This is a genomic window from Flavobacterium subsaxonicum WB 4.1-42 = DSM 21790 (assembly GCF_000422725.1).
In the GTDB taxonomy this organism is placed as follows: domain Bacteria; phylum Bacteroidota; class Bacteroidia; order Flavobacteriales; family Flavobacteriaceae; genus Flavobacterium; species Flavobacterium subsaxonicum.
In genome coordinates, this window is the sequence record NZ_AUGP01000001.1 from 82,315 (window position 1) to 100,311 (window position 17,997).

Below are 17,997 nucleotides of genomic sequence, written 5' to 3' on the forward strand. Positions count from 1 at the left end.
GTATTAAACCGTATGGTTAGGCTTGGTTTCGGGTATTTGCCTTGTTCTTTTCTCCGGCCTGATAATCATGCGCAGTGGCTGGTCCATAGAGAAGTACGACACCATCCAGTTCCAGAACGTTACCAGCCTGTTTCTAAACGTTATAAGCGACAGTAAGTGTATAAACAGCCACATTAACCATGCTAAAAAGCCTTTAAAGTGCAATGCCGGCTTAGGTAAATCAACTACAGCCTTGTTCTTGCCAATAATAGCCATAGAGCCTTTATCGTGGTATTTAAACGGCGTAAGCGTTTCGTTTTTTAGCGATTTTTTCAGGTTTTTAGCAAGGTGCTTACCCTGCTGTATAGCTACCTGTGCCACCTGTGGGTGCCCCTGCGGAAAGGCAGCATCGCTGGTCTGGAAACAGGTATCGCCAATGGCATAAATATTATTGGTATTGATAATTTTGTTGTGCTCATCTACAATAAGGCGCTTGGCACGGCCGTAGCATTCCATCGGTATGCCATCAAAGGCCTTAGCCGAAACCCCTGCTGCCCAGATAAGGTTTTTAGACTGTATGGTTTCGCCCCCTTCCAAGTAAACCACATCATCAATATAGTCTATAACGCGCGAATTCAGCTTTATAATAACACCCAGTTTGCTAAGGGCATCATACGTATCTTTTTGCGATTGCTTGCTCATAGGCGCCAGGAGTGCATCGCCACCATCTACAAGGTAAACGTTACTTACGCTGGTAGCCAGTTCAGGATATTCTTTACGCAGCACACCTTTACGCATCTCTGCAAACATGCCCGATACCTCAACACCTGTAGGGCCTCCGCCCGCAACAACAATATTTAGGTACTTACGGCGCTCGCGGCTGTTTTTATGCAGCGTGGCTTTTTCCATACGCTGTAACAATTTGTTACGCATTTCGAGCGCATCGTTAAGCGTTTTCATGGGTATGGAGTTCTTACGCACGTTTTCCATACCAAAGTAGTTGGTTTCGGCACCGGTGGCAAAAACAAGCACGTCGTACTCAATTTCGCCGTTATGAAGGATAGCAAGATTCTGTTCCGGTTTAACCGATACCAGTTCGCCCATCCTAAAATTTATGTTCTCTTTTTTAGCAAAATATTTCCTGAAAGGGTAGCTAATACTGGAAGGCTCAAGATAGGCAGTTGCCACCTGATAAATAAGCGGCGGAAAAAAATTATAATTATTTTTATCTACCAGCGTTACATCAAAATTCTTGTTGTCTGCCAACTCATTTGCCAAATTTATACCGGCAAAACCCCCACCAATTATTACTACTTTCATTGAAATTCTTTTAGTTACGGTTGTTAAAAAATAGCGTTTAAAACCACTATAAAGTTAGGTTTTTTACAGCTAACGGGCAACCGACTTGGCAAACCCTTATGTAATTTTATGAAATAATTGGGTTTTAAAATTTGGTTGTGGCATAACCATAAAAAAGGGCGGCTAAAATTATCAAGTTTATTTATATATATGTTAATATTGTAGTATTTGCCTGATGCTATATTTATTTTTATACTTGTTTATAAAGCCACCCGAAAATGAAGAATATATTTACCAAAACATCGCTTAAAAATAGCCTTACCGTACTTAAAGAAACCTTTAAGGGCTTTATGGCCGATAAGGGCCTTAAGCTAAGTGCATCGCTATCCTACTACACCTTGTTTTCGCTTGCGCCAATGCTACTGCTGGTAATATCGTTAGCAGGTGCTTTTTATGGCCGCGAAGCCAGCGAAGGCCGAATTTTTAACGAGATTAACAGCCTTATTGGTAATGAGGCCGCAGCCCAGATACAGCAGGTTATCAGCAATATGGAACTATCGGGCAAAACAACCCTGTCGTTATTTATTGGTGCCATTACACTTATTTTAGGTGCTACTACGGTATTTGGCGAAATTCAGGATTCTATAAACATGATCTGGAAGGTTAAAGCCAAACCCAAAAAAGGATGGCTTAAACTTATAAAAGACAGGCTGCTTTCAGGCTCTATAATTATAGGCCTGGGCTTTTTGCTAATTGTGTCGCTAATTATTAATGGGGCCCTTGTAGCACTAAACGACCTTATGAAATCGTGGTTCCCAGATTTTACCATATTGTTATTAAACATTGCAAACATAGTTGTTAGCTTCCTTGTTATAACAATACTTTTCGGCGTAATATTCAAGGTACTGCCTGATGCCAAAATTAAATGGAAAGACGTACGTGCCGGTGCCTTTTTTACCGCATGCCTTTTCTTATTTGGCCGCTATATAATTGGTTTATACATTACTACCACCGGGGCCGGATCGCCTTACGGTGCAGCTGGGTCTATTATAGTTATATTATTATGGATTTACTATACCGCCGCCATTTTATATTTTGGTGCCGAATTTACCCGCGCCTACGCCATTTTTAAAGGTAGGCACATTCGTCCGTCAGAATTTGCAGTATTTGTTGAGATGCGCGAAACCGAAAGCGATACTGCTGCTGTTACCATGCCCAAAAAACATCCTGAAGACGAGGTAAAGAAAATTTAACGCTTTAAGATTACGCGTGTTTTTCGTAACTGCCGTTGCATTTTCGACTTTAATTTTTGGTGATACAAAAAATAGCCGCCCACCGCACCTATGGCACTGCCTATTACAATATCGGCAAAACGGGCTATTACAAGTGCGTTAGGCAGATTGGCTATGGCGCTGCCAAACTCGGCAAGCATTAGGGTAAGCGTGGTTATAAACACAACGGCAAGGCCGTAGTTGCGGGTAATAAGCATTTCTACCACAAACTGCATAAGCACTATAACCAGGCAAATACACCATTCCGGCAAATGTAGTGTAAGTAAAAACCAGGCTAAGCCCAAGCCTAAAAATGTTCCTGCTATGCGCTGAAGGCTGCGCTGCCAAATATGCTTGGTACTTACACCCTGCATAACAGCAAGGCACGATACCGGCACCCAATACGGGTTATTAAGCTGCAACATTTTTGCCGTTAATAACGACAGCCCAATGAACAACCCAAATATGGCCGACTCGATACCGCCTAAAAAGTAACTGCGTTTTTTTACGATTATAATTTCCTGCGGGTTGTTGGTGCTCTCTTTACCCCTAACCAACACGCCATACAGCAATGCCAACAGGCAGGCACACATGCAACCCATACCTATAATCCCAGTTTGATACGGAATAAGGGCCGCATTAAACGGCATACACATAGCCACGGCAGCCAGCATTATAAAAAAGAAATTGCCCGGAGGCTTCATTTTAAAATAACGCGTAATGCGGTGCACCGAAAATGTAAAGCCTCCTAAAACCACCGCCGCCACTATGGGGTTAAAGCTGAATATTAGTCCCAGACAAAAAGAAGCCAGTAGCCCGAACGAGCATACCATAAGGGTAATCATCCTGTTGGTAAACGTAGCTTCGGGCAGGTATAAAATAACAAGGCCACCCAGGCTGGCTAATGCCCCGTTGTGTACATTGCCTAAAAAATAACCTGCAAGTAAAGGTACACCAACACACATTGCGGCTAAAAAAGGCACATGCCAGCTTCGCGCCGATTGCTTAAGGGCGTAGAGTTCTTTAAATTCTGATATTATTTTTTGATGGCTCATATACTATCTGCAAAATTAGTATATAATACAAAACAAAAACTCCCCTTGCGGGGAGTTTAGAAAAATAATAATATAACGATTTTAATAGTGGCCTTATACGTTTAACCTGCCTTCTATCCCACCATCATCTACATTGCCGGTAATGGCGCCAACGGCCATTTTAAGCACCGAGATCATTTTGCCATCTTTGGTATCCCAATAGTAGGCATCGGTAGGCTGTACTTTAATTACAGTAGCATCCGGGTCTTCTTTACCCTCTTCAAACCAGGTTTTGGCAATGGGGGTCCACACGTCTTCTACGTGCGCCCTGTCTTTATAAATGGTAGCTGTACCAAAAATCGATAAAAAGTGCGAATCGGCATTTTTGGCAAAAACCAGCTGCACATCATTATCATGCTGAATTTCGAAGTTTTTGTTACTCCTTTTAGAGCTTAAAAACCACAGGTTACCCTTATCGTCTACTTCTAATACGCTCATTGGGCGTGTAGGTATAGGCCTAACGCCAAGTTCGGTAAAAAACATGCATGTTTTTATATCTTCGGCTATCTCCTTAATTTTGGCTACGGCTTCGGTGCTGAAAAGATCTTTATAATTTCCCATTGTTGTAAAGTTTTAGGTTGTTGGTTACTTTTGGTCGGTTCGTTCAGAAACCCAGTTAACGGCCTGTTCGTATTCTGCTTTAGGATAGCCTTTAAATTCGCCCGGCATTACCTTGCTAAAAAGGTCGGTAAATTTAATAACAGATTCTGAGTCAGATACAATAGCGGCGCGGTTCCACTTGGCTATGTTGTTAATACCCAATAGTGCATCCTGAATCCAGGCACCCAGCGTAAAATCTTTAGGAGAATTATCTAAAAATAAAAGGTAGTTTAGTTTGCCGGTTTTTTCAACCAGTTCTTCTACACGTTTTTTTACTATTTCAAAATCTTCTTTGGTTACTTCGCCATCGGCCCTAAAGCCAACCATGGTATCCGGAACATTAGGAATTTGTACTATCATGATATTGAGGTTTAAATTTTAGCAATAACCAAATTTACCCTTTAACAACTTAAACACGTGTTATAGGCATCATAATCTAAACCCAAAGAAATGATAAAACTTTACAACGGCTTTTGCATAATATAGTCTTCCATAAGGTAGCCGTTGCCTATATTAATGTCTTCCTGGCCAATTTTAGCAAAGCCGGTTTTAAGGTAAAAGTTAACGGCCGGGTTGTAGCGGTTAACATTTAGCAGCAGTTTATTGTTGCCGTGAGCCTTAGCGGTATTTTCTATAACGGTAACCAGTGCCTTGCCAACACCCCTGCCCTGTGCACCGGGCAGCACATATAATTTGTGGATTTTAGTAGCCTCATACACACTATTTATTTCATACGATGCAAAGCCCAGGTACTGGCCATCTTCTGCGGCAAGCAAAAAATGATGCCCTTTAATAGATATCTGTTCGGTAATGGCATCATGGCTGTACATTAGGGTAAGCATGTAGTCTAACTGCTCTGCCGACAGTATGCTGCTGTAGGTATGTTGCCATGACGGAACGGCTATTGCATGTATTAAATCGTAGTCTTTTATTGACGCTTTTAAAATTTCCATAAATTATTTTTTTGAAAAGGCCTTTATTTACAAGGCTTTGCAGAAAGGGCAAAGGTAATAAAAAATTATTGGCACAGATATTGAATATTACATTACCAAACAACAAAATCGTTTTTTATAAGTATTAAAATTACTTTGACCATGAAAACTAAATTAATAAATACAGCCCTTTTTGCCTTATTTAGTATAGGCGGAATCTTTGCCCAGGACGTTACAACTGTTAAGGCAAATAACTCAGATATTAGCGATAACCTGGACCTTCAGGCGGTAGCCTCTATTTTTGGAGAATCTAACGACCTTGAAGATTTTGAGCGCAGGCTGAACGACCCCGATACTCAAATTTCTAACCTTGACCTTAACGGCGATAACCGTGTAGATTATTTAAGGGTTATAGAAGCTACAGAAAGCAATACGCACCTTATTATATTACAGGCAGTACTGGATGCCGATACTTTTCAGGATGTTGCCACTATAGAGGTTGAACGCGATAACAACAATAATGTTAGTGTTCAGGTTGTAGGAGACGTGTACATGTACGGACAAAATTATATATACGAACCCGTTTACGTAGCGCAGCCACCAATGTTTAATGTGTTTTGGGTTAGCAGCTACCGCCCATACTACTCACCGTGGTACTGGGGTTATTACCCAACCTATTATAACTACTGGGCTCCCTACCCTGCTTACAGGTACCGTACCCGAGTACACAACCACATAAACGTACGTAACACGTATGTATACGTAAACACAAGAAGAAGCACAAGGGCGGCCGCTATATACAGCAACAGGAGGTCTAACGGTTACGAAAGGCAACACCCTAACAACAGTTTTGCCAGCAGGAACAAAAACGTATCTAACAGGCACGACTTGGTACAAACCCGCAGCACAGCACAAGGCGGCAGAAGCAACGGTACAAGAAATACGGCTAAAAGCTCGGCTACCGCTGCACGCTCTAATGGTACGGTAAGAAGCTCTAACAATAATACGGTTAAAACAAACGGCGCAGGCAGGGCTGTAAATACCTCAAACAACAATACTGTTAGAAGCAACAGCAACACAGTTAGGTCTACATCTAACGGCACTGCACCTGTAAGAAGCACTAATAATACAGTTAGAAATAACAGCACTGCACCGCAAACCGTAAGGTCTAACAACAACAGTACAAGGGCTACAAGCGCACCTTCTACCGTAAGAAACAATACCCCCGCGGTAAATAATACCCCGGCTGTAAGGCAACAACAAAGTGCTCCCGCTGTTAGGCAGCAAAGTGCACCGGCACCAGCCGTTAGGCAACAAAGCGCACCGGCGCCTGCAGTAAGGCAAAGTGCCCCTGCACCACAAAGGCAAAGCGCTCCGGCCGCAGCACCTGCAAGATCATCGGGTAATAGCGGTGGTGGTGCAGCACGATCAAGAGGTTAATTAATTCGATTATATGTTTTATGTTAGTTGGTAAACCGGCCTGTTTTTACAAAAGCAGGCCGGTTTCTTTTTTATACCGTACGCCTGGTTTTAATGGCATGCACCCACTCTTTACGTGCGCACACCGTGCAGGTGCCCGTAGTAGGCTCCAGCGTTTGGGTATTGGCGCAAAAGGTGCAGGCATAAATGCCGGTTTTAGGTATAATGGTACTCCTTAAATTATATACCTGCGGACGGATGGGCAGGCCGTATTTAACATCGGCTTCCTCATAAAAAAATACGCTAATGGCACCGTTAGTTTCCATATAGGCGTTGCGAACCTGACCCAAATGCTCTATCGATTTTATACGCAATTCGGCAAAAAACTCATCCTGAGCCAAGTCTTCCTTTTCAAAAGTGGTTATAGAAAATTGGCCGTCTTCAATAATACAGGTTACTTTTCCTTCAATAAAATTCTCAAAGCGCTTGCTCTTGCCCAGCAGCCAGGTAACCGACCGGTACATAAACAATATTATCAAAAACACCAGGATGGCGGGCACAAGGCCCACATCTTCGTAAAACATCGGGTCGCCCGCGGCAGATCCTAACGATATTATTATTACCACCTCAAATATAGAAAGCTGTTTTACCCCCCTTTTACCGGCAAACTTCAGCGTTAGCAAAACCACGGTAAACATTATAATGGTCCTGAAAACAACTTCGGCTAAAAAGGTAAAAGGCAGGTCGTTAAACAAAAGGCGCTTCCACTCAAATATGTCTTTCATGTTTTTTAAAGATTTATCTTATAAAGTTATATAAGCTACCAATTACCTTAACAAACATTAGCACAACTTTAATATGCCCTTAGCGGTAGGTGCAAAACAGGTGGCGTAATTTTATACAAATCAATTTTACTAACTTAAAATTAAAATTATGAGTAAGAGGATAGCCATACTGGCAACACACGGATTTGAAGAAAGCGAACTAAAATCGCCAAAGGAATATTTAGAGCAACAAGGCTGGACTGCCGAGATTGTTAGCCCCGAAGGCGGCAGCATAAAATCGTGGGCAGAGAAAAACTGGGGCCCTGAATATAAGGTAGATAAAACGCTTAGCGAAGTATCGTCTAAAGATTATCATGCCCTTGTACTACCGGGTGGGGTTATTAACCCTGATAAGCTAAGGACTAACGAAGAAGCTATTGCTTTTGTAAAACAGTTTTTTGACGAAAAGAAACCCGTAGCGGCTATTTGCCACGGCCCGTGGACGCTTATTAACGCAGGCGTTGTAGATGGCAGGGATGTTACATCGGTTAAAGCTATCAGCCAGGACCTTATTAATGCAGGTGCCAACTGGAGCGATGCAGAAGTTGTTGTAGACAACGGACTTGTAACCAGCCGTACCCCTGAAGATTTACCGGCCTTTAATAAAAAACTGGTAGAAGAGATTAAAGAAGGAAAACATGAGCTGCAACACAGCTAAAAATAAAGTTTGTTAAGGTTAATTCCTAATTCAACGGAGGAGCTCTTACGCCATTGGTGTAAGAGCTTTCTTTATTATCTTTACTATTATTAAATTCAAAAACTTATAATGAAAAAATCTATTGTAATACTGCTGGCACTTATGTCGGCACAAATACAGGCTCAGTTAAAAGAGGTAGCTTATACAGAAGGTACCCAAAAACTTAAAGGTTTTGCTGCTGTACCCGCCAAAGCCTTAAAACAAAAACCGGGTGTATTGGTTCTGCCAGCCTGGTTTGGTATTAACCAACACGTTAAAGATGTAGCGCAGGAGCTTTCTGCGTTAGGCTACCACGCTTTTGTGGCCGATATTTATGGCGTAGGCAACTACCCCACTACCCCGGCACAGGCTGGGGAAAGAGCAGGCTATTACAAAAGCCACCCCGAAGAATATCAAAAACGTATTAAAGCTGCCCTTGATGCCCTGATTAAAAGCGGTGCCGATGCCAACAATATTGTGGTTATTGGCTATTGCTTTGGCGGAACCGGTGCCCTTGAGGCCGCCCGCGCCGGAATGAACATTAAAGGTGTTGTTACGTTTCATGGTGGTTTGGGTAAAGATGCTGCACGCAGTAATGTAGAAATTAAACCTAAAGTATTAGTGCTTAATGGTGCCGATGACCCGCACGTGCCGCAAAAAGATATTGAAGCTTTTGAGAAAGAAATGCGCGATGGCCATGCCGACTGGCAGTTTATTAACTATGCCAACGCAGTACACGCGTTTACCGAGAAGGAAGCGGGCAACGATAATTCTAAAGGCGCTGCCTATAACGAAAGGGCCGATAAACGTTCCTGGAAACACTTTCTGCTGTTTTTAGAGGAACTTTTTCCGACTAAATAAGGGTTGAAAATTTGATATAAGCCGGGCATAATGTCCGGCTTTTTTATTTTTTGAATGAATTTTAAGTCGGCTGTTACTAACCTGATATTTTTTTAATAATTTTAACATTTTTAAAAGCTAACCAAAAATTATGAGTAACCACGACCTTCGCGATGATACCGAATGCCAAAACTGCGGCCACACAGTAGAGCACAGCTATTGCGGCTATTGCGGACAAAAAAATACCGAGACCCGCCAAAGTTTTGCGCATCTTGCAGCCCACTTTGCCGAAGACCTTACCCATTACGACAGTGGCTTTTGGAGAACTATAAAGTACCTGCTATTTCGCCCGGCTAAGCTTACGCAGGAATATTTAATGGGTCGCAGGCAAGCCTATGTTCCGCCCGTTAAGCTGTATATTTTTATAAGTTTTGTAACCTTTTTTTTAATGTCGGTGCTGCCAAATGTTGGGCTTACAAATACATCGGTTAGTACGGTACATGATGCGAAAGAAGAAAAAGTAGTTGAGGCAGTTCCACATCAAGGCCATATAACCAGGCAATTTTCTTTTGGCGAGGTAAGTTTTTCTTCCGTTAAAGACCTTCAAAAATACCAGGATAGCCTGCCACAGGATAAAAAATACAGCAAACTGCAATACTGGTTAATGAAAAAGACCATTACAAAGTTTGAAGAAAGTGATACAGAAACCCTTACGCCTAAGTTTATGGAGGCGTTGGGGCACAACTTTCCTAAAATGCTATTTATATACATGCCCATATTTGCCTTTTGGCTATGGTTGTTTCACAGCAAAAAACGCTGGTATTTTTTTGATGCTGCCATATTTACACTTCACTACTTTTCGCTTATGCTACTGTTAACCACTATTGTAATGCTAATAGATCTTGTATTCTATGCATTGCATTTAGACAAAGTTAGCGGTACCGTTAGTGGCTTTCTTACGTTTGCATTACTACTTTACACCTTTGTGTATTTCTACGTGGCCCATAAAAAAATGTATCATGAAAGCATGGGCATGTCTGTTTTAAAAAGCACTGCGCTGTTTTTTATAAACTTTATACTAATGGGCATTGTGCTTATTGTTTTTGCCATGTACACCTTCTTTAATTTACATTAAGAGGCAGTTTTAGATTAACATTCATTTAATAAATTTCTGCGTATATTCGTTGTAATACGCTTAATACTCACTAAACATTTTTTAATGAAAAAAATATTCATTATTCCTCTTGCCTGCATGGTGCTATCATGTAGTTCGGCACAAAATGGCAAGCCGAAAGATTATGCCAAGGCCGACGTTACAAAATACATGAAAACCATTACCGATGCCGATCTTAAAAAGCATTTATATATTGTAGCTTCAGATGAAATGGAAGGCCGCAATACCGGCGAACCGGGACAAAAAAAGGCGGGTAAATACCTTATAAGCCAGTACGAGGCCAACGGGATATCTTTTCCTAAAGCCGCTGCCGACTGGTACCAAAAAGTGCCATCGGCATTTATGGCGCGCTCTTTTAGCCCCAAACTAAATGATTCTGAGAACATCTGGGCGTTTATAGAGGGTACCGAGAAGCCGGAGGAAATATTAGTAATATCTGCCCACTACGACCACGTAGGCATGAAAAACGGCGAGGTTTATAACGGCGCCGATGATGACGGATCGGGTACTGTGGCATTATTAGAGATTGCACAGGCCTTTATGCAGGCTAAAAAAGATGGTTATGGCCCCAAGCGCTCAATATTGTTTTTACACGTTACCGGCGAGGAGCACGGCCTGCATGGTTCGCGCTATTATTCAGAGAATCCGTTATTTCCTATCGCCAATACTATTGCCGATTTAAATATTGATATGATTGGCCGCCGAGACGATGCCCATAAAGACAACGGCAATTATGTATATGTTATAGGCTCTGACCGTTTAAGTACCGATTTGCACAACATTAACGAGGCTGCCAATAAAAAATACACCAACCTAACGTTAGATTATACTTTTAACGAACGCAGCGACCCTAACCAGTTTTATTTTAGGAGCGACCACTACAACTTTGCTAAAAAAGGCATCCCTATTATATTTTACTTTAACGGCGTACATGCTGATTATCATAAAGCTACAGATACACCCGATAAAATAGAATACGACCTGCTGGCAAAAAGGGCACAACTTGCTTTTGTTACCGCCTGGGAATTGGCCAATGCCGATAATCGCCCCGTAGTAGATAAAGACGGTAAGTAATTACCAACCTGCTTATAAACAAAAACTCCGGCAATTGCCGGAGTTTTTTATTGTTACGATTTAACTTTTTTAGAAAATCCGTTGGTTGCAAAATACAGTACCTTGTTTTTCTTTTGTTTATAAAGCCTGAAAAACTCCCAGTTAATTATAACACCTACAATACAAATTGTCATTAAGATAACCAGCAGCGAGGCATAAATAATATCATTTAGCCCATCTACATACGGTATCTCCAGCACAAAAAAGTACAGTGATACAAAAAACACTATTACTGATAATATGAGCGAAAATAATTTCATGTCCTTTTTCCTTTAAATAAATAAGTAAGGTAGTTGTACTAACATAAAGCGTGGGACTGCTTAAATTATTTTGTCAAACCTTTCATTCCTGCCCATGCAGTTGCTCCTTCATTCTTATAATCAGGACAAAAGTAAAAATTTTAAAGTTATTTTAACGTTTATTTGTGAAAAAATATTGCTCCCAATTTATAGTTAGATGGCCAGCATAACTTCCAGCATGTTTAAATAATCGCCTTCGCGGCCGGTAATGCGGTACCTGAAATTATATTCTATATCGCCATCTAAAAAATCTTTGTAATAACGCGTATCGTGTATCATGCGTTCCTGTCCGTGTACATCGGGTGGCAAAAGGGTTAGGTCTTTATTACAAACACCTTCGGCAATAAATTCGTACACCTCTTTCTCGTAGGTAGTAATAGTACCCGATAATAAAAAGTCAGGGCTGTCTACATTATTGTAAATATCCATATCCAGCTTAATACCGTGCTCTTTATATTCGGCAGTAATGCTGTGTTCGTTTTCTTTAAACTTAAAGTGGCCATCGGCTTTAAAAAACTCTTTAAAGCCATCAAATATTTTCTTTATCTCTTCGCGCTTAAGCTCTTTTCTTTTGTACTCGTATTTCTTTTTATATTCGTCGTGTTCGGCCTGTATATCAATCTTTATCTTAAGGTATCCTAAATCCATTGTAGTATTTTTTGGGGTTATAGTTCGGCAACTTTAGGTTCGAAAAAATTTACAAAGAAAAAATTATCCGGGTCTACCCCAGCCTCTATAAATAATGCTTTAATATGCTGAACCTTTTCAAAATCAGATGTTGGGGCATCCAACTCTAAAAATTGCAAAAATTCGGTAAGGTTGCTAAACTTAAAGCTCAGGTTGGTATTAAGCGAATATTCGGTAATACTGTACTGCGCCGTGGCAACATCTATACCGGCATCTTTAAAAGCCTGGTTTATGGTTGTAAAATTTTGATTCATGGCTGTATTTTTAAGCGCCTTACGGTTAATAATTTACTGGTTACTTTGCGGTTATCAAAGTGTATACAAATTATTAATTATCTTTTATACAGGCTCTTAAAATAGCCATAAAGTTTTACTTTTTAAGCAAAGTATCTATGGTAATTTTCATTGCATTTATAGTATCCTGCTGTGCGGCAATGGTTTTTAGCAGGGCTTCTTTCTCGGTAGAATTTGTGGTGTAACTGTTGTTTTCAGGCTCCTGTACTGTGGCAACCACTGTGGCAATGGTGTAGCCTTTGTTTTTAAGGTAAAGGTCCTGGTTTATAAAATCGTCTAAAGTAAGGCTATACTCTTCGCAAATTTTTTGCATAATTTCTACCTTCGGGTGCGATATTCCCCTTACATAAGTTCCTATAACACTCTTTTTGAGTCCGAATTTTGCGCCGAATTCATCCTGCGATAAAAAATTATTATCGCACAAGTACTTAATATTTAAACCTATATAATCTTTCATAACACTAAACAGTACTTAGAAAAACGAATAATATTTGTTTTTGCAATTATTTTTAATACATTTATCTTTATAAATATACAGAAAATTATTGCAAATTTAATTAAATATGACAGTTAGTGATTTTTTGAAAGACAGAAATTTAAAAATTTTAGCACGCTACAAGCAACTTAAAGCCGAAAAGCTTGATAGTACCGAGATAAAAAAAATAATAGGTAGGGAATTTGGCAACTTATCTGTTTATACCATCGAGCAGGTTCTGTATAATAAAAATTATTCTAACAGCCCCCATAAAAAAGAATAGTTTCCTGAGTTTTGCCCCCAAAACAAATATGCTATTGTAAGGAAACAAAAAGCTTCGGGCACAAACCCGAAGCTTTTATAGAATTAATAACAACATATATTTAGTATTATAATTTATCGTTCTTTACTATCTGTACTTTTCCTACAGGCACATCGCCCGATGTATCTTTTAACAAAAGTACCCCAAACACGTTAACCGGAATGTCTATCGGCTCGTCTGAGTTTTTAATTTCTTCGGTTAAATGCTCATAGTCCATAGGGTTTAACACGATAGAATCGCCCTTGTCTATTTTTTTAGCAAAGAGGTAATCACGTATGGCTGCTACGGAAATGGAATGGCCCACTACTACAAATTCTGACATATTGGTTTGTTTTATATAGCTAAGATAGCATCGTAAAATCTAAATTTTATAAAGGTTTTGTTAATTTATAAACGCCTTAAATTTCCAAAAAACCAATAAACACACCTTCTAACCGCCTATTTACGCTATCTTTGCACAAAATATAACGTAATGGCCACATTTATCGACTTCGACCTACCCAAATCGCTGCAAAAAGCTCTGGATGAACTGGGTTTTGAAAATCCTACACCCATTCAAGAGCGCGCTATGCCGGTAATATTATCGGGCCGCGACATGATGGGTATTGCACAAACCGGTACCGGTAAAACTTTTGCCTACCTGCTGCCTATCCTAAAACAATGGAAATTTGCTAAAACGCACATTCCGCGTGTGGTAATTATAGTACCTACGCGCGAACTTGTTGTACAGGTGGTAGAAGAGGTAGAAAAACTTACTAAATATATGAGTGTGCGTACACTTGGCGTATTTGGTGGGGTAAATATAAACACCCAAAAAACAAGGGTTTACGAAGGTGTGGATATTCTTGTGGGTACGCCCGGAAGGATGATGGACCTTGCCCTTGATAATGTTGTACGTTTTGACGAAGTGCAAAAACTGGTTATCGATGAGTTTGATGAGATGCTTAACCTGGGTTTCCGCGTGCAGGTAACGTCTATATTATCGATGATGAAAATGAAAAGGCAAAACATATTGTTCTCGGCTACAATGACCGAGGAAGTGGATGATATGCTTAACGACTTTTTTGATTTCCCTGAAGAGGTATCGTTGGCCGCCAGCGGTACTCCATTAGAAAAAATTACACAGCTGGGCTACAATGTACCAAACTTTCTTACCAAGATAAACCTGCTTAAGCATTTATTATCGAGCGATGAGTTAAGCCGTGTGCTTGTGTTTGTGAACAACAAAAAGATAGCCGACCTGGTTATGAACAGCCTTGAAGAAGATTTTGCAGGCCAATTTGGGGTTATACACTCTAACAAGTCGCAAAACTACCGTTTGCAAACTATGGCATCGTTTCAGGCAGGAGAATTAAAAGGCCTTGTTACCACCGATGTTATGGCGCGTGGTTTGGATATATCTGATATTACCCACGTTATAAACATGGAGCTTGCCGAAGCGCCTGAGCAGTACATTCACCGTATTGGGCGTACAGGCCGTGCCGATAAAACCGGTATTGCTATTAGCTTTATTGCCCCTTTTGAACAGGATATAATGGTGGAAGCCGAAGTTTTAATGGAAAAAGAACTTGAGATGCTTGCGATACCGGAAGAGGTGGTTATTGCCGAAAGGCTGCTTGAGTTTGAAAAGGACAGGAAGCAGGTAAAATTCCTGATGAAAAAGGTTAAGAAAGGCGATGGTGCTTTTCATGAAAAGAAAGAAAAGAATAAGAAAGTAAACCTTGGTGGCCCGGGTAAAACCAAGCCCCGTAAAACCAAACCTACCAACCGTGGTGTAGAAAGAACCCGTGCTGCTAAAAGAAAAAAAGGTAAATAGGATTTACGAATTACAAGATATAAAAAATGCCCTCGCTAAATTAGTGAGGGCATTTTTATTATGATGCAGTTGCAGCAATTAGTGTCCGGAAACACCTCCTACAGGATGCTCTACATTTTTAAGTTTGCGCGAGCAGTAGATACCAAAGAATAAGATGTACAGGTAACAGAATACCGGTACGATAAACGAATGCTGTACACCGTAAACCGGATCGGTATCGGCAATGGCGCCCTGGATAATTGGCACAATAGCGCCACCCAAAATAGCCATTACAAGTAACGATGATCCCTGGCTGGTGTATTTACCAAGTCCCGAGATACCTAATGTATAAATGTTAGAGAACATAATAGAGTTAAAAATACCAATGCCTAAAATGCTGTACATGGCAAGTTCGCCCTGGTTGAAAATAGCCGAAAGCAATAACAATACGTTGATGCTTGCAAATACAGACAGCGTTCTTGCCGGCGCCGATTTACCAATAAAGAAGGCAACAAAGTTTATGGCAATAAATACTATGAAAAAGCTAACCTGAGCAAAAGTAAGGTCAACAATACTATATATCAATAAGAAAACCAACGCCGCTGTAACCGCCATATACGCTGCTTTTTTTGCAGTACCAATACTGTGGTTAAGCGATATGGCTCCTAAAAACCTACCAATCATGGCGCCACCCCAATAAAGGGCAAGGTAGTTTTTACTTACTGCCTCGCTTAAGCCCATTATATAATCTTTTTCTAAAAAGCTAATGATAAAGCTACCCACGGCAACCTCGCCACCAACGTAGCAAAATAAGCCCAGTACGCCTAAACGCAGCTGTGGGAACTGTAAAGCACCCAATCCGCGCGATTCTACCTCCTCTTCTGCCTGGAACGATGGCAGCTTAACATTGTATATAAGTACGGCAACCAGCAATAATATACCTGCAAACACAAGGTAGGGTATACGTGTAGCCTCGGCAGTAATTTCATGATTGGCACTCGATCCGAAAATTAAAAAGCCACCTAATATAGGTGCAATGGTAGTACCAAAGGCGTTAAACGCCTGGGTCATGTTTAGTCGGCTTGAGGCACTGTCTTCGGTACCTAATAAAGATACGTAAGCGTTAGCCGTAATTTGCAGTATTGTAAAGCCAAGTCCCAGTACAAACAACGCTCCTAAAAACAGGCCGTAAGCACCAAAAGTAGCTGCAGGGTAAAACAACACACAACCTAATGCCGAAACAATTATACCGGCTATAATTCCGTTTTTGTAGCCCACTTTATTAACCGGGTCGCCTTTGTAGTACGATACGGCAAAATAAGCAAGGGAGCCTAAAAAGTAAGCACCAAAAAAGCAGAACTGAACCAGCATCGATTCAAAAAAAGTAAGTTCAAAAAGCTTTTTAAGGTAAGGTATCAGGATATCGTTCATGCAGGTAATAAAGCCCCACATAAAAAACAAGAGGGTAATAGTAATAAGCGGAACCGTATAATTGGGGCGCTTAGTATTCGAAAAATCATTCATTTGGGTTTGGGTTTATTGAGTTTAATTTGGGCTCCCAAATTATAAATTAATATCTACAATATTCCCCTGCCAAATAACATTTGAGGCATTCACAAAAAAAATAAGGTAATAAAACACATTCATTACCTTATTTTCTAATATTTTCTTATTTGTAATATGATTCTGTTTAAAAAACAAGAATTGCTTAATTTAGAAGCAATAAGTGTAAAATCATCACTTATTAAATTTACTTGTTTGGCGTAAATACCAGGCAAACCGGCTGGCACAACTCAATTTTTTTACCGGTATCAGTAAGCAGGCCGGTGCTTTTATCTCTCTTAAAAATAATAATGTTGTTAGTGTTCTGGTTAGCAACCAAAACGTAGTTATCATTAGGGTCCATTGTAAAGTTACGTGGCCCTACTCCCTGCGTGCTAATTTGCTGTATAAGGTTTATCTTTCCGTTAGAGTGCACCCTGAAGGTAGAAATAGAGTTACCATCCATCCTGTTGGTAGCATACAAATACTTACCATCTTTAGAAAAGTGAATATCGGCCCCGCCGTTCTTACCACCAAAAATAGCAGGTGCAACACTGGCTTCGTCTACTTTTACCAAAGTTTCATTCTCATAGCTAAAGGTTGTAAGCGTGCCATCTAACTCCTGTAAAAGGTACACAAAAATACCGTTAGGGTTAAACACCAAATGCCTTGGGCCACTGCCCGGCTTAACATCTATACTGCCTTTTAGCACCAAAGTTTTTGCTCCACCATTGGGGTTGTAGGTGTACATATATACCTTATCGGTACCAAGGTCGTTGGCAAATACGTATTTATTATCGGGCGAAAAATACACCATGTGCACGTGGGCACTTTCCTGGCGGCTTTTATTGGTACCGCTGCCGGTGTGTTGTACCACCTGTTTGGCATCGCTAAGGCTGCCATCGGGCTTTTTTTCAAAAACTGCAATAGACCCGCCGGAATAGTTGGCAACAATTACGTTTTTATCGTCGTTTATTATGTAACATGGGTCGGCGCCCTTAGAGTCGGTTTTGTTAATAAGATCTAATTTGCCGGTGGCAGGAGCATATTTAAAAGCGCTAACCGTACTTTTTTTACCGTCTTCGTTTACGCTGTAAACAAACTTTTTGTCGGACGATACGGTAAGGTAACTTGGGTTTATAACGCCATCGGTATTGCTTTTAAGCTTATATTCCAGTGTGTTGACGTTAAAATCGTATACGTAAATACCTTTGCTTGCGCAGGCATTTGTGTAAGTACCAACTATAAGGTTAAAATTATCCTGCGCTGCGGCGTTCATAAATACAAGTAATAATAGTGCTTTCGCTAATTTCATGTTATGCAATTTAGTACTTACAAATGTAAAGTATTTAAACATTATGTG

General features: G+C 40.5%; 21 protein-coding genes. 8 read left to right on the forward strand and 13 right to left on the reverse strand.

Annotated features, from left to right (window positions below):
• Positions 1-3 precede the first annotated feature (3 nt).
• Entirely contained in the window at positions 4-1,299 is a 1,296-nt protein-coding gene (locus tag G509_RS0100355; protein ID WP_026989713.1) for an NAD(P)/FAD-dependent oxidoreductase, read from the reverse strand.
• Between the two features lie 257 nt (positions 1,300-1,556).
• Between G509_RS0100355 and G509_RS0100360 the strand changes: the two genes are divergently transcribed.
• Positions 1,557-2,531, forward strand: a complete 975-nt coding sequence (locus G509_RS0100360) for a YihY/virulence factor BrkB family protein (protein WP_026989714.1) — start codon at positions 1,557-1,559, stop codon at positions 2,529-2,531.
• On the opposite strand, the gene G509_RS0100365 is transcribed toward G509_RS0100360, so the two are convergent.
• From G509_RS0100365 to G509_RS0100380, 4 genes are all read right to left on the reverse strand, one after another.
• On the reverse strand, positions 2,528-3,604 hold the full coding sequence (locus G509_RS0100365) for an FUSC family protein (RefSeq protein ID WP_026989715.1): 1,077 nt from the start codon (positions 3,602-3,604) through the stop codon (positions 2,528-2,530). The genes G509_RS0100360 and G509_RS0100365 overlap by 4 nt on opposite strands.
• Before the next feature lie 93 nt (positions 3,605-3,697).
• Complete coding sequence (locus G509_RS0100370) at positions 3,698-4,204, reverse strand: pyridoxamine 5'-phosphate oxidase family protein (RefSeq protein ID WP_026989716.1); 507 nt, start codon at positions 4,202-4,204, stop codon at positions 3,698-3,700.
• Positions 4,205-4,228: 24 nt separating this feature from the next.
• Positions 4,229-4,603 carry a SpoIIAA family protein gene (locus G509_RS0100375; RefSeq protein ID WP_026989717.1) on the reverse strand — a complete coding sequence of 125 codons (375 nt, stop codon included), beginning with the start codon at positions 4,601-4,603 and terminating at the stop codon, positions 4,229-4,231.
• Between the two features lie 101 nt (positions 4,604-4,704).
• A complete protein-coding gene (locus G509_RS0100380; protein WP_026989718.1) occupies positions 4,705-5,196 on the reverse strand; it encodes a GNAT family N-acetyltransferase in 492 nt (163 codons plus the stop codon).
• Positions 5,197-5,337: 141 nt separating this feature from the next.
• Between G509_RS0100380 and G509_RS0100385 the strand changes: the two genes are divergently transcribed.
• Positions 5,338-6,615, forward strand: coding sequence for a hypothetical protein (locus G509_RS0100385; RefSeq protein ID WP_026989719.1), 1,278 nt, complete (start codon positions 5,338-5,340; stop codon positions 6,613-6,615).
• Between the two features lie 71 nt (positions 6,616-6,686).
• Here G509_RS0100385 and G509_RS0100390 read toward each other — a convergent pair whose 3' ends face one another.
• Positions 6,687-7,379 (reverse strand): DUF421 domain-containing protein, encoded by a 693-nt coding sequence (locus tag G509_RS0100390; RefSeq protein WP_026989720.1) that lies wholly within the window; start codon positions 7,377-7,379, stop codon positions 6,687-6,689.
• A 148-nt stretch (positions 7,380-7,527) separates the two neighbouring features.
• Here G509_RS0100390 and G509_RS0100395 point away from each other — a divergent pair, with 148 nt between their 5' ends.
• The 4 genes from G509_RS0100395 (at position 7,528) to G509_RS0100410 (ending at position 11,182) form a co-directional block, all read left to right on the forward strand.
• A complete protein-coding gene (locus G509_RS0100395; protein WP_026989721.1) occupies positions 7,528-8,076 on the forward strand; it encodes a type 1 glutamine amidotransferase domain-containing protein in 549 nt (182 codons plus the stop codon).
• A gap of 108 nt (positions 8,077-8,184) precedes the next feature.
• Complete coding sequence (locus tag G509_RS0100400) at positions 8,185-8,955, forward strand: dienelactone hydrolase family protein (RefSeq protein WP_026989722.1); 771 nt, start codon at positions 8,185-8,187, stop codon at positions 8,953-8,955.
• A gap of 130 nt (positions 8,956-9,085) precedes the next feature.
• Entirely contained in the window at positions 9,086-10,069 is a 984-nt protein-coding gene (locus G509_RS0100405; protein WP_026989723.1) for a DUF3667 domain-containing protein, read from the forward strand.
• Between the two features lie 84 nt (positions 10,070-10,153).
• On the forward strand, positions 10,154-11,182 hold the full coding sequence (locus G509_RS0100410; RefSeq protein WP_026989724.1) for a M28 family metallopeptidase: 1,029 nt from the start codon (positions 10,154-10,156) through the stop codon (positions 11,180-11,182).
• A 53-nt stretch (positions 11,183-11,235) separates the two neighbouring features.
• On the opposite strand, the gene G509_RS0100415 is transcribed toward G509_RS0100410, so the two are convergent.
• The 4 genes from G509_RS0100415 to G509_RS0100430 form a co-directional block, all read right to left on the reverse strand.
• On the reverse strand, positions 11,236-11,481 hold the full coding sequence (locus G509_RS0100415) for a hypothetical protein (RefSeq protein WP_026989725.1): 246 nt from the start codon (positions 11,479-11,481) through the stop codon (positions 11,236-11,238).
• Between the two features lie 192 nt (positions 11,482-11,673).
• Positions 11,674-12,168, reverse strand: coding sequence for a hypothetical protein (locus G509_RS0100420; RefSeq protein WP_026989726.1), 495 nt, complete (start codon positions 12,166-12,168; stop codon positions 11,674-11,676).
• Positions 12,169-12,185: 17 nt separating this feature from the next.
• Positions 12,186-12,461 (reverse strand): hypothetical protein, encoded by a 276-nt coding sequence (locus G509_RS0100425; protein ID WP_026989727.1) that lies wholly within the window; start codon positions 12,459-12,461, stop codon positions 12,186-12,188.
• A 115-nt stretch (positions 12,462-12,576) separates the two neighbouring features.
• Positions 12,577-12,957 carry a helix-turn-helix domain-containing protein gene (locus G509_RS0100430; RefSeq protein WP_026989728.1) on the reverse strand — a complete coding sequence of 127 codons (381 nt, stop codon included), beginning with the start codon at positions 12,955-12,957 and terminating at the stop codon, positions 12,577-12,579.
• A 106-nt stretch (positions 12,958-13,063) separates the two neighbouring features.
• On the opposite strand from G509_RS0100430, the gene G509_RS0100435 reads away from it, so the two are divergent.
• Entirely contained in the window at positions 13,064-13,258 is a 195-nt protein-coding gene (locus tag G509_RS0100435) for a hypothetical protein (RefSeq protein WP_026989729.1), read from the forward strand.
• A gap of 106 nt (positions 13,259-13,364) precedes the next feature.
• On the opposite strand, the gene G509_RS0100440 is transcribed toward G509_RS0100435, so the two are convergent.
• Positions 13,365-13,619, reverse strand: a complete 255-nt coding sequence (locus G509_RS0100440) for a hypothetical protein (RefSeq protein ID WP_026989730.1) — start codon at positions 13,617-13,619, stop codon at positions 13,365-13,367.
• Between the two features lie 150 nt (positions 13,620-13,769).
• Here G509_RS0100440 and G509_RS0100445 point away from each other — a divergent pair, with 150 nt between their 5' ends.
• Positions 13,770-15,113 carry a DEAD/DEAH box helicase gene (locus G509_RS0100445; protein ID WP_026989731.1) on the forward strand — a complete coding sequence of 448 codons (1,344 nt, stop codon included), beginning with the start codon at positions 13,770-13,772 and terminating at the stop codon, positions 15,111-15,113.
• A gap of 78 nt (positions 15,114-15,191) precedes the next feature.
• Here G509_RS0100445 and G509_RS0100450 read toward each other — a convergent pair whose 3' ends face one another.
• On the reverse strand, positions 15,192-16,616 hold the full coding sequence (locus tag G509_RS0100450; protein WP_026989732.1) for a sugar MFS transporter: 1,425 nt from the start codon (positions 16,614-16,616) through the stop codon (positions 15,192-15,194).
• A gap of 226 nt (positions 16,617-16,842) precedes the next feature.
• Positions 16,843-17,949, reverse strand: coding sequence for a lactonase family protein (locus G509_RS0100460; protein ID WP_026989733.1), 1,107 nt, complete (start codon positions 17,947-17,949; stop codon positions 16,843-16,845).
• Positions 17,950-17,997: the final 48 nt, after the last annotated feature.

What these genes read in the sequence shown, in the direction of transcription:
- G509_RS0100390 (WP_026989720.1), bottom strand. Translation starts at nt 7,379, where the DNA reads ATGAAAGACATATTTGAGTGGAAGCGCCTTTTGTTTAACGACCTGCCT.
- G509_RS0100405 (WP_026989723.1), top strand. Translation starts at nt 9,086, where the DNA reads ATGAGTAACCACGACCTTCGCGATGATACCGAATGCCAAAACTGCGGC.
- G509_RS0100415 (WP_026989725.1), bottom strand. Translation starts at nt 11,481, where the DNA reads ATGAAATTATTTTCGCTCATATTATCAGTAATAGTGTTTTTTGTATCA.
- G509_RS0100425 (WP_026989727.1), bottom strand. Translation starts at nt 12,461, where the DNA reads ATGAATCAAAATTTTACAACCATAAACCAGGCTTTTAAAGATGCCGGT.
- G509_RS0100355 (WP_026989713.1), bottom strand. Translation starts at nt 1,299, where the DNA reads ATGAAAGTAGTAATAATTGGTGGGGGTTTTGCCGGTATAAATTTGGCA.
- G509_RS0100440 (WP_026989730.1), bottom strand. Translation starts at nt 13,619, where the DNA reads ATGTCAGAATTTGTAGTAGTGGGCCATTCCATTTCCGTAGCAGCCATA.
- G509_RS0100380 (WP_026989718.1), bottom strand. Translation starts at nt 5,196, where the DNA reads ATGGAAATTTTAAAAGCGTCAATAAAAGACTACGATTTAATACATGCA.
- G509_RS0100370 (WP_026989716.1), bottom strand. Translation starts at nt 4,204, where the DNA reads ATGGGAAATTATAAAGATCTTTTCAGCACCGAAGCCGTAGCCAAAATT.
- G509_RS0100375 (WP_026989717.1), bottom strand. Translation starts at nt 4,603, where the DNA reads ATGATAGTACAAATTCCTAATGTTCCGGATACCATGGTTGGCTTTAGG.
- G509_RS0100420 (WP_026989726.1), bottom strand. Translation starts at nt 12,168, where the DNA reads ATGGATTTAGGATACCTTAAGATAAAGATTGATATACAGGCCGAACAC.
- G509_RS0100430 (WP_026989728.1), bottom strand. Translation starts at nt 12,957, where the DNA reads ATGAAAGATTATATAGGTTTAAATATTAAGTACTTGTGCGATAATAAT.
- G509_RS0100360 (WP_026989714.1), top strand. Translation starts at nt 1,557, where the DNA reads ATGAAGAATATATTTACCAAAACATCGCTTAAAAATAGCCTTACCGTA.
- G509_RS0100385 (WP_026989719.1), top strand. Translation starts at nt 5,338, where the DNA reads ATGAAAACTAAATTAATAAATACAGCCCTTTTTGCCTTATTTAGTATA.
- G509_RS0100410 (WP_026989724.1), top strand. Translation starts at nt 10,154, where the DNA reads ATGAAAAAAATATTCATTATTCCTCTTGCCTGCATGGTGCTATCATGT.
- G509_RS0100460 (WP_026989733.1), bottom strand. Translation starts at nt 17,949, where the DNA reads ATGAAATTAGCGAAAGCACTATTATTACTTGTATTTATGAACGCCGCA.
- G509_RS0100365 (WP_026989715.1), bottom strand. Translation starts at nt 3,604, where the DNA reads ATGAGCCATCAAAAAATAATATCAGAATTTAAAGAACTCTACGCCCTT.
- G509_RS0100450 (WP_026989732.1), bottom strand. Translation starts at nt 16,616, where the DNA reads ATGAATGATTTTTCGAATACTAAGCGCCCCAATTATACGGTTCCGCTT.
- G509_RS0100395 (WP_026989721.1), top strand. Translation starts at nt 7,528, where the DNA reads ATGAGTAAGAGGATAGCCATACTGGCAACACACGGATTTGAAGAAAGC.
- G509_RS0100435 (WP_026989729.1), top strand. Translation starts at nt 13,064, where the DNA reads ATGACAGTTAGTGATTTTTTGAAAGACAGAAATTTAAAAATTTTAGCA.
- G509_RS0100400 (WP_026989722.1), top strand. Translation starts at nt 8,185, where the DNA reads ATGAAAAAATCTATTGTAATACTGCTGGCACTTATGTCGGCACAAATA.
- G509_RS0100445 (WP_026989731.1), top strand. Translation starts at nt 13,770, where the DNA reads ATGGCCACATTTATCGACTTCGACCTACCCAAATCGCTGCAAAAAGCT.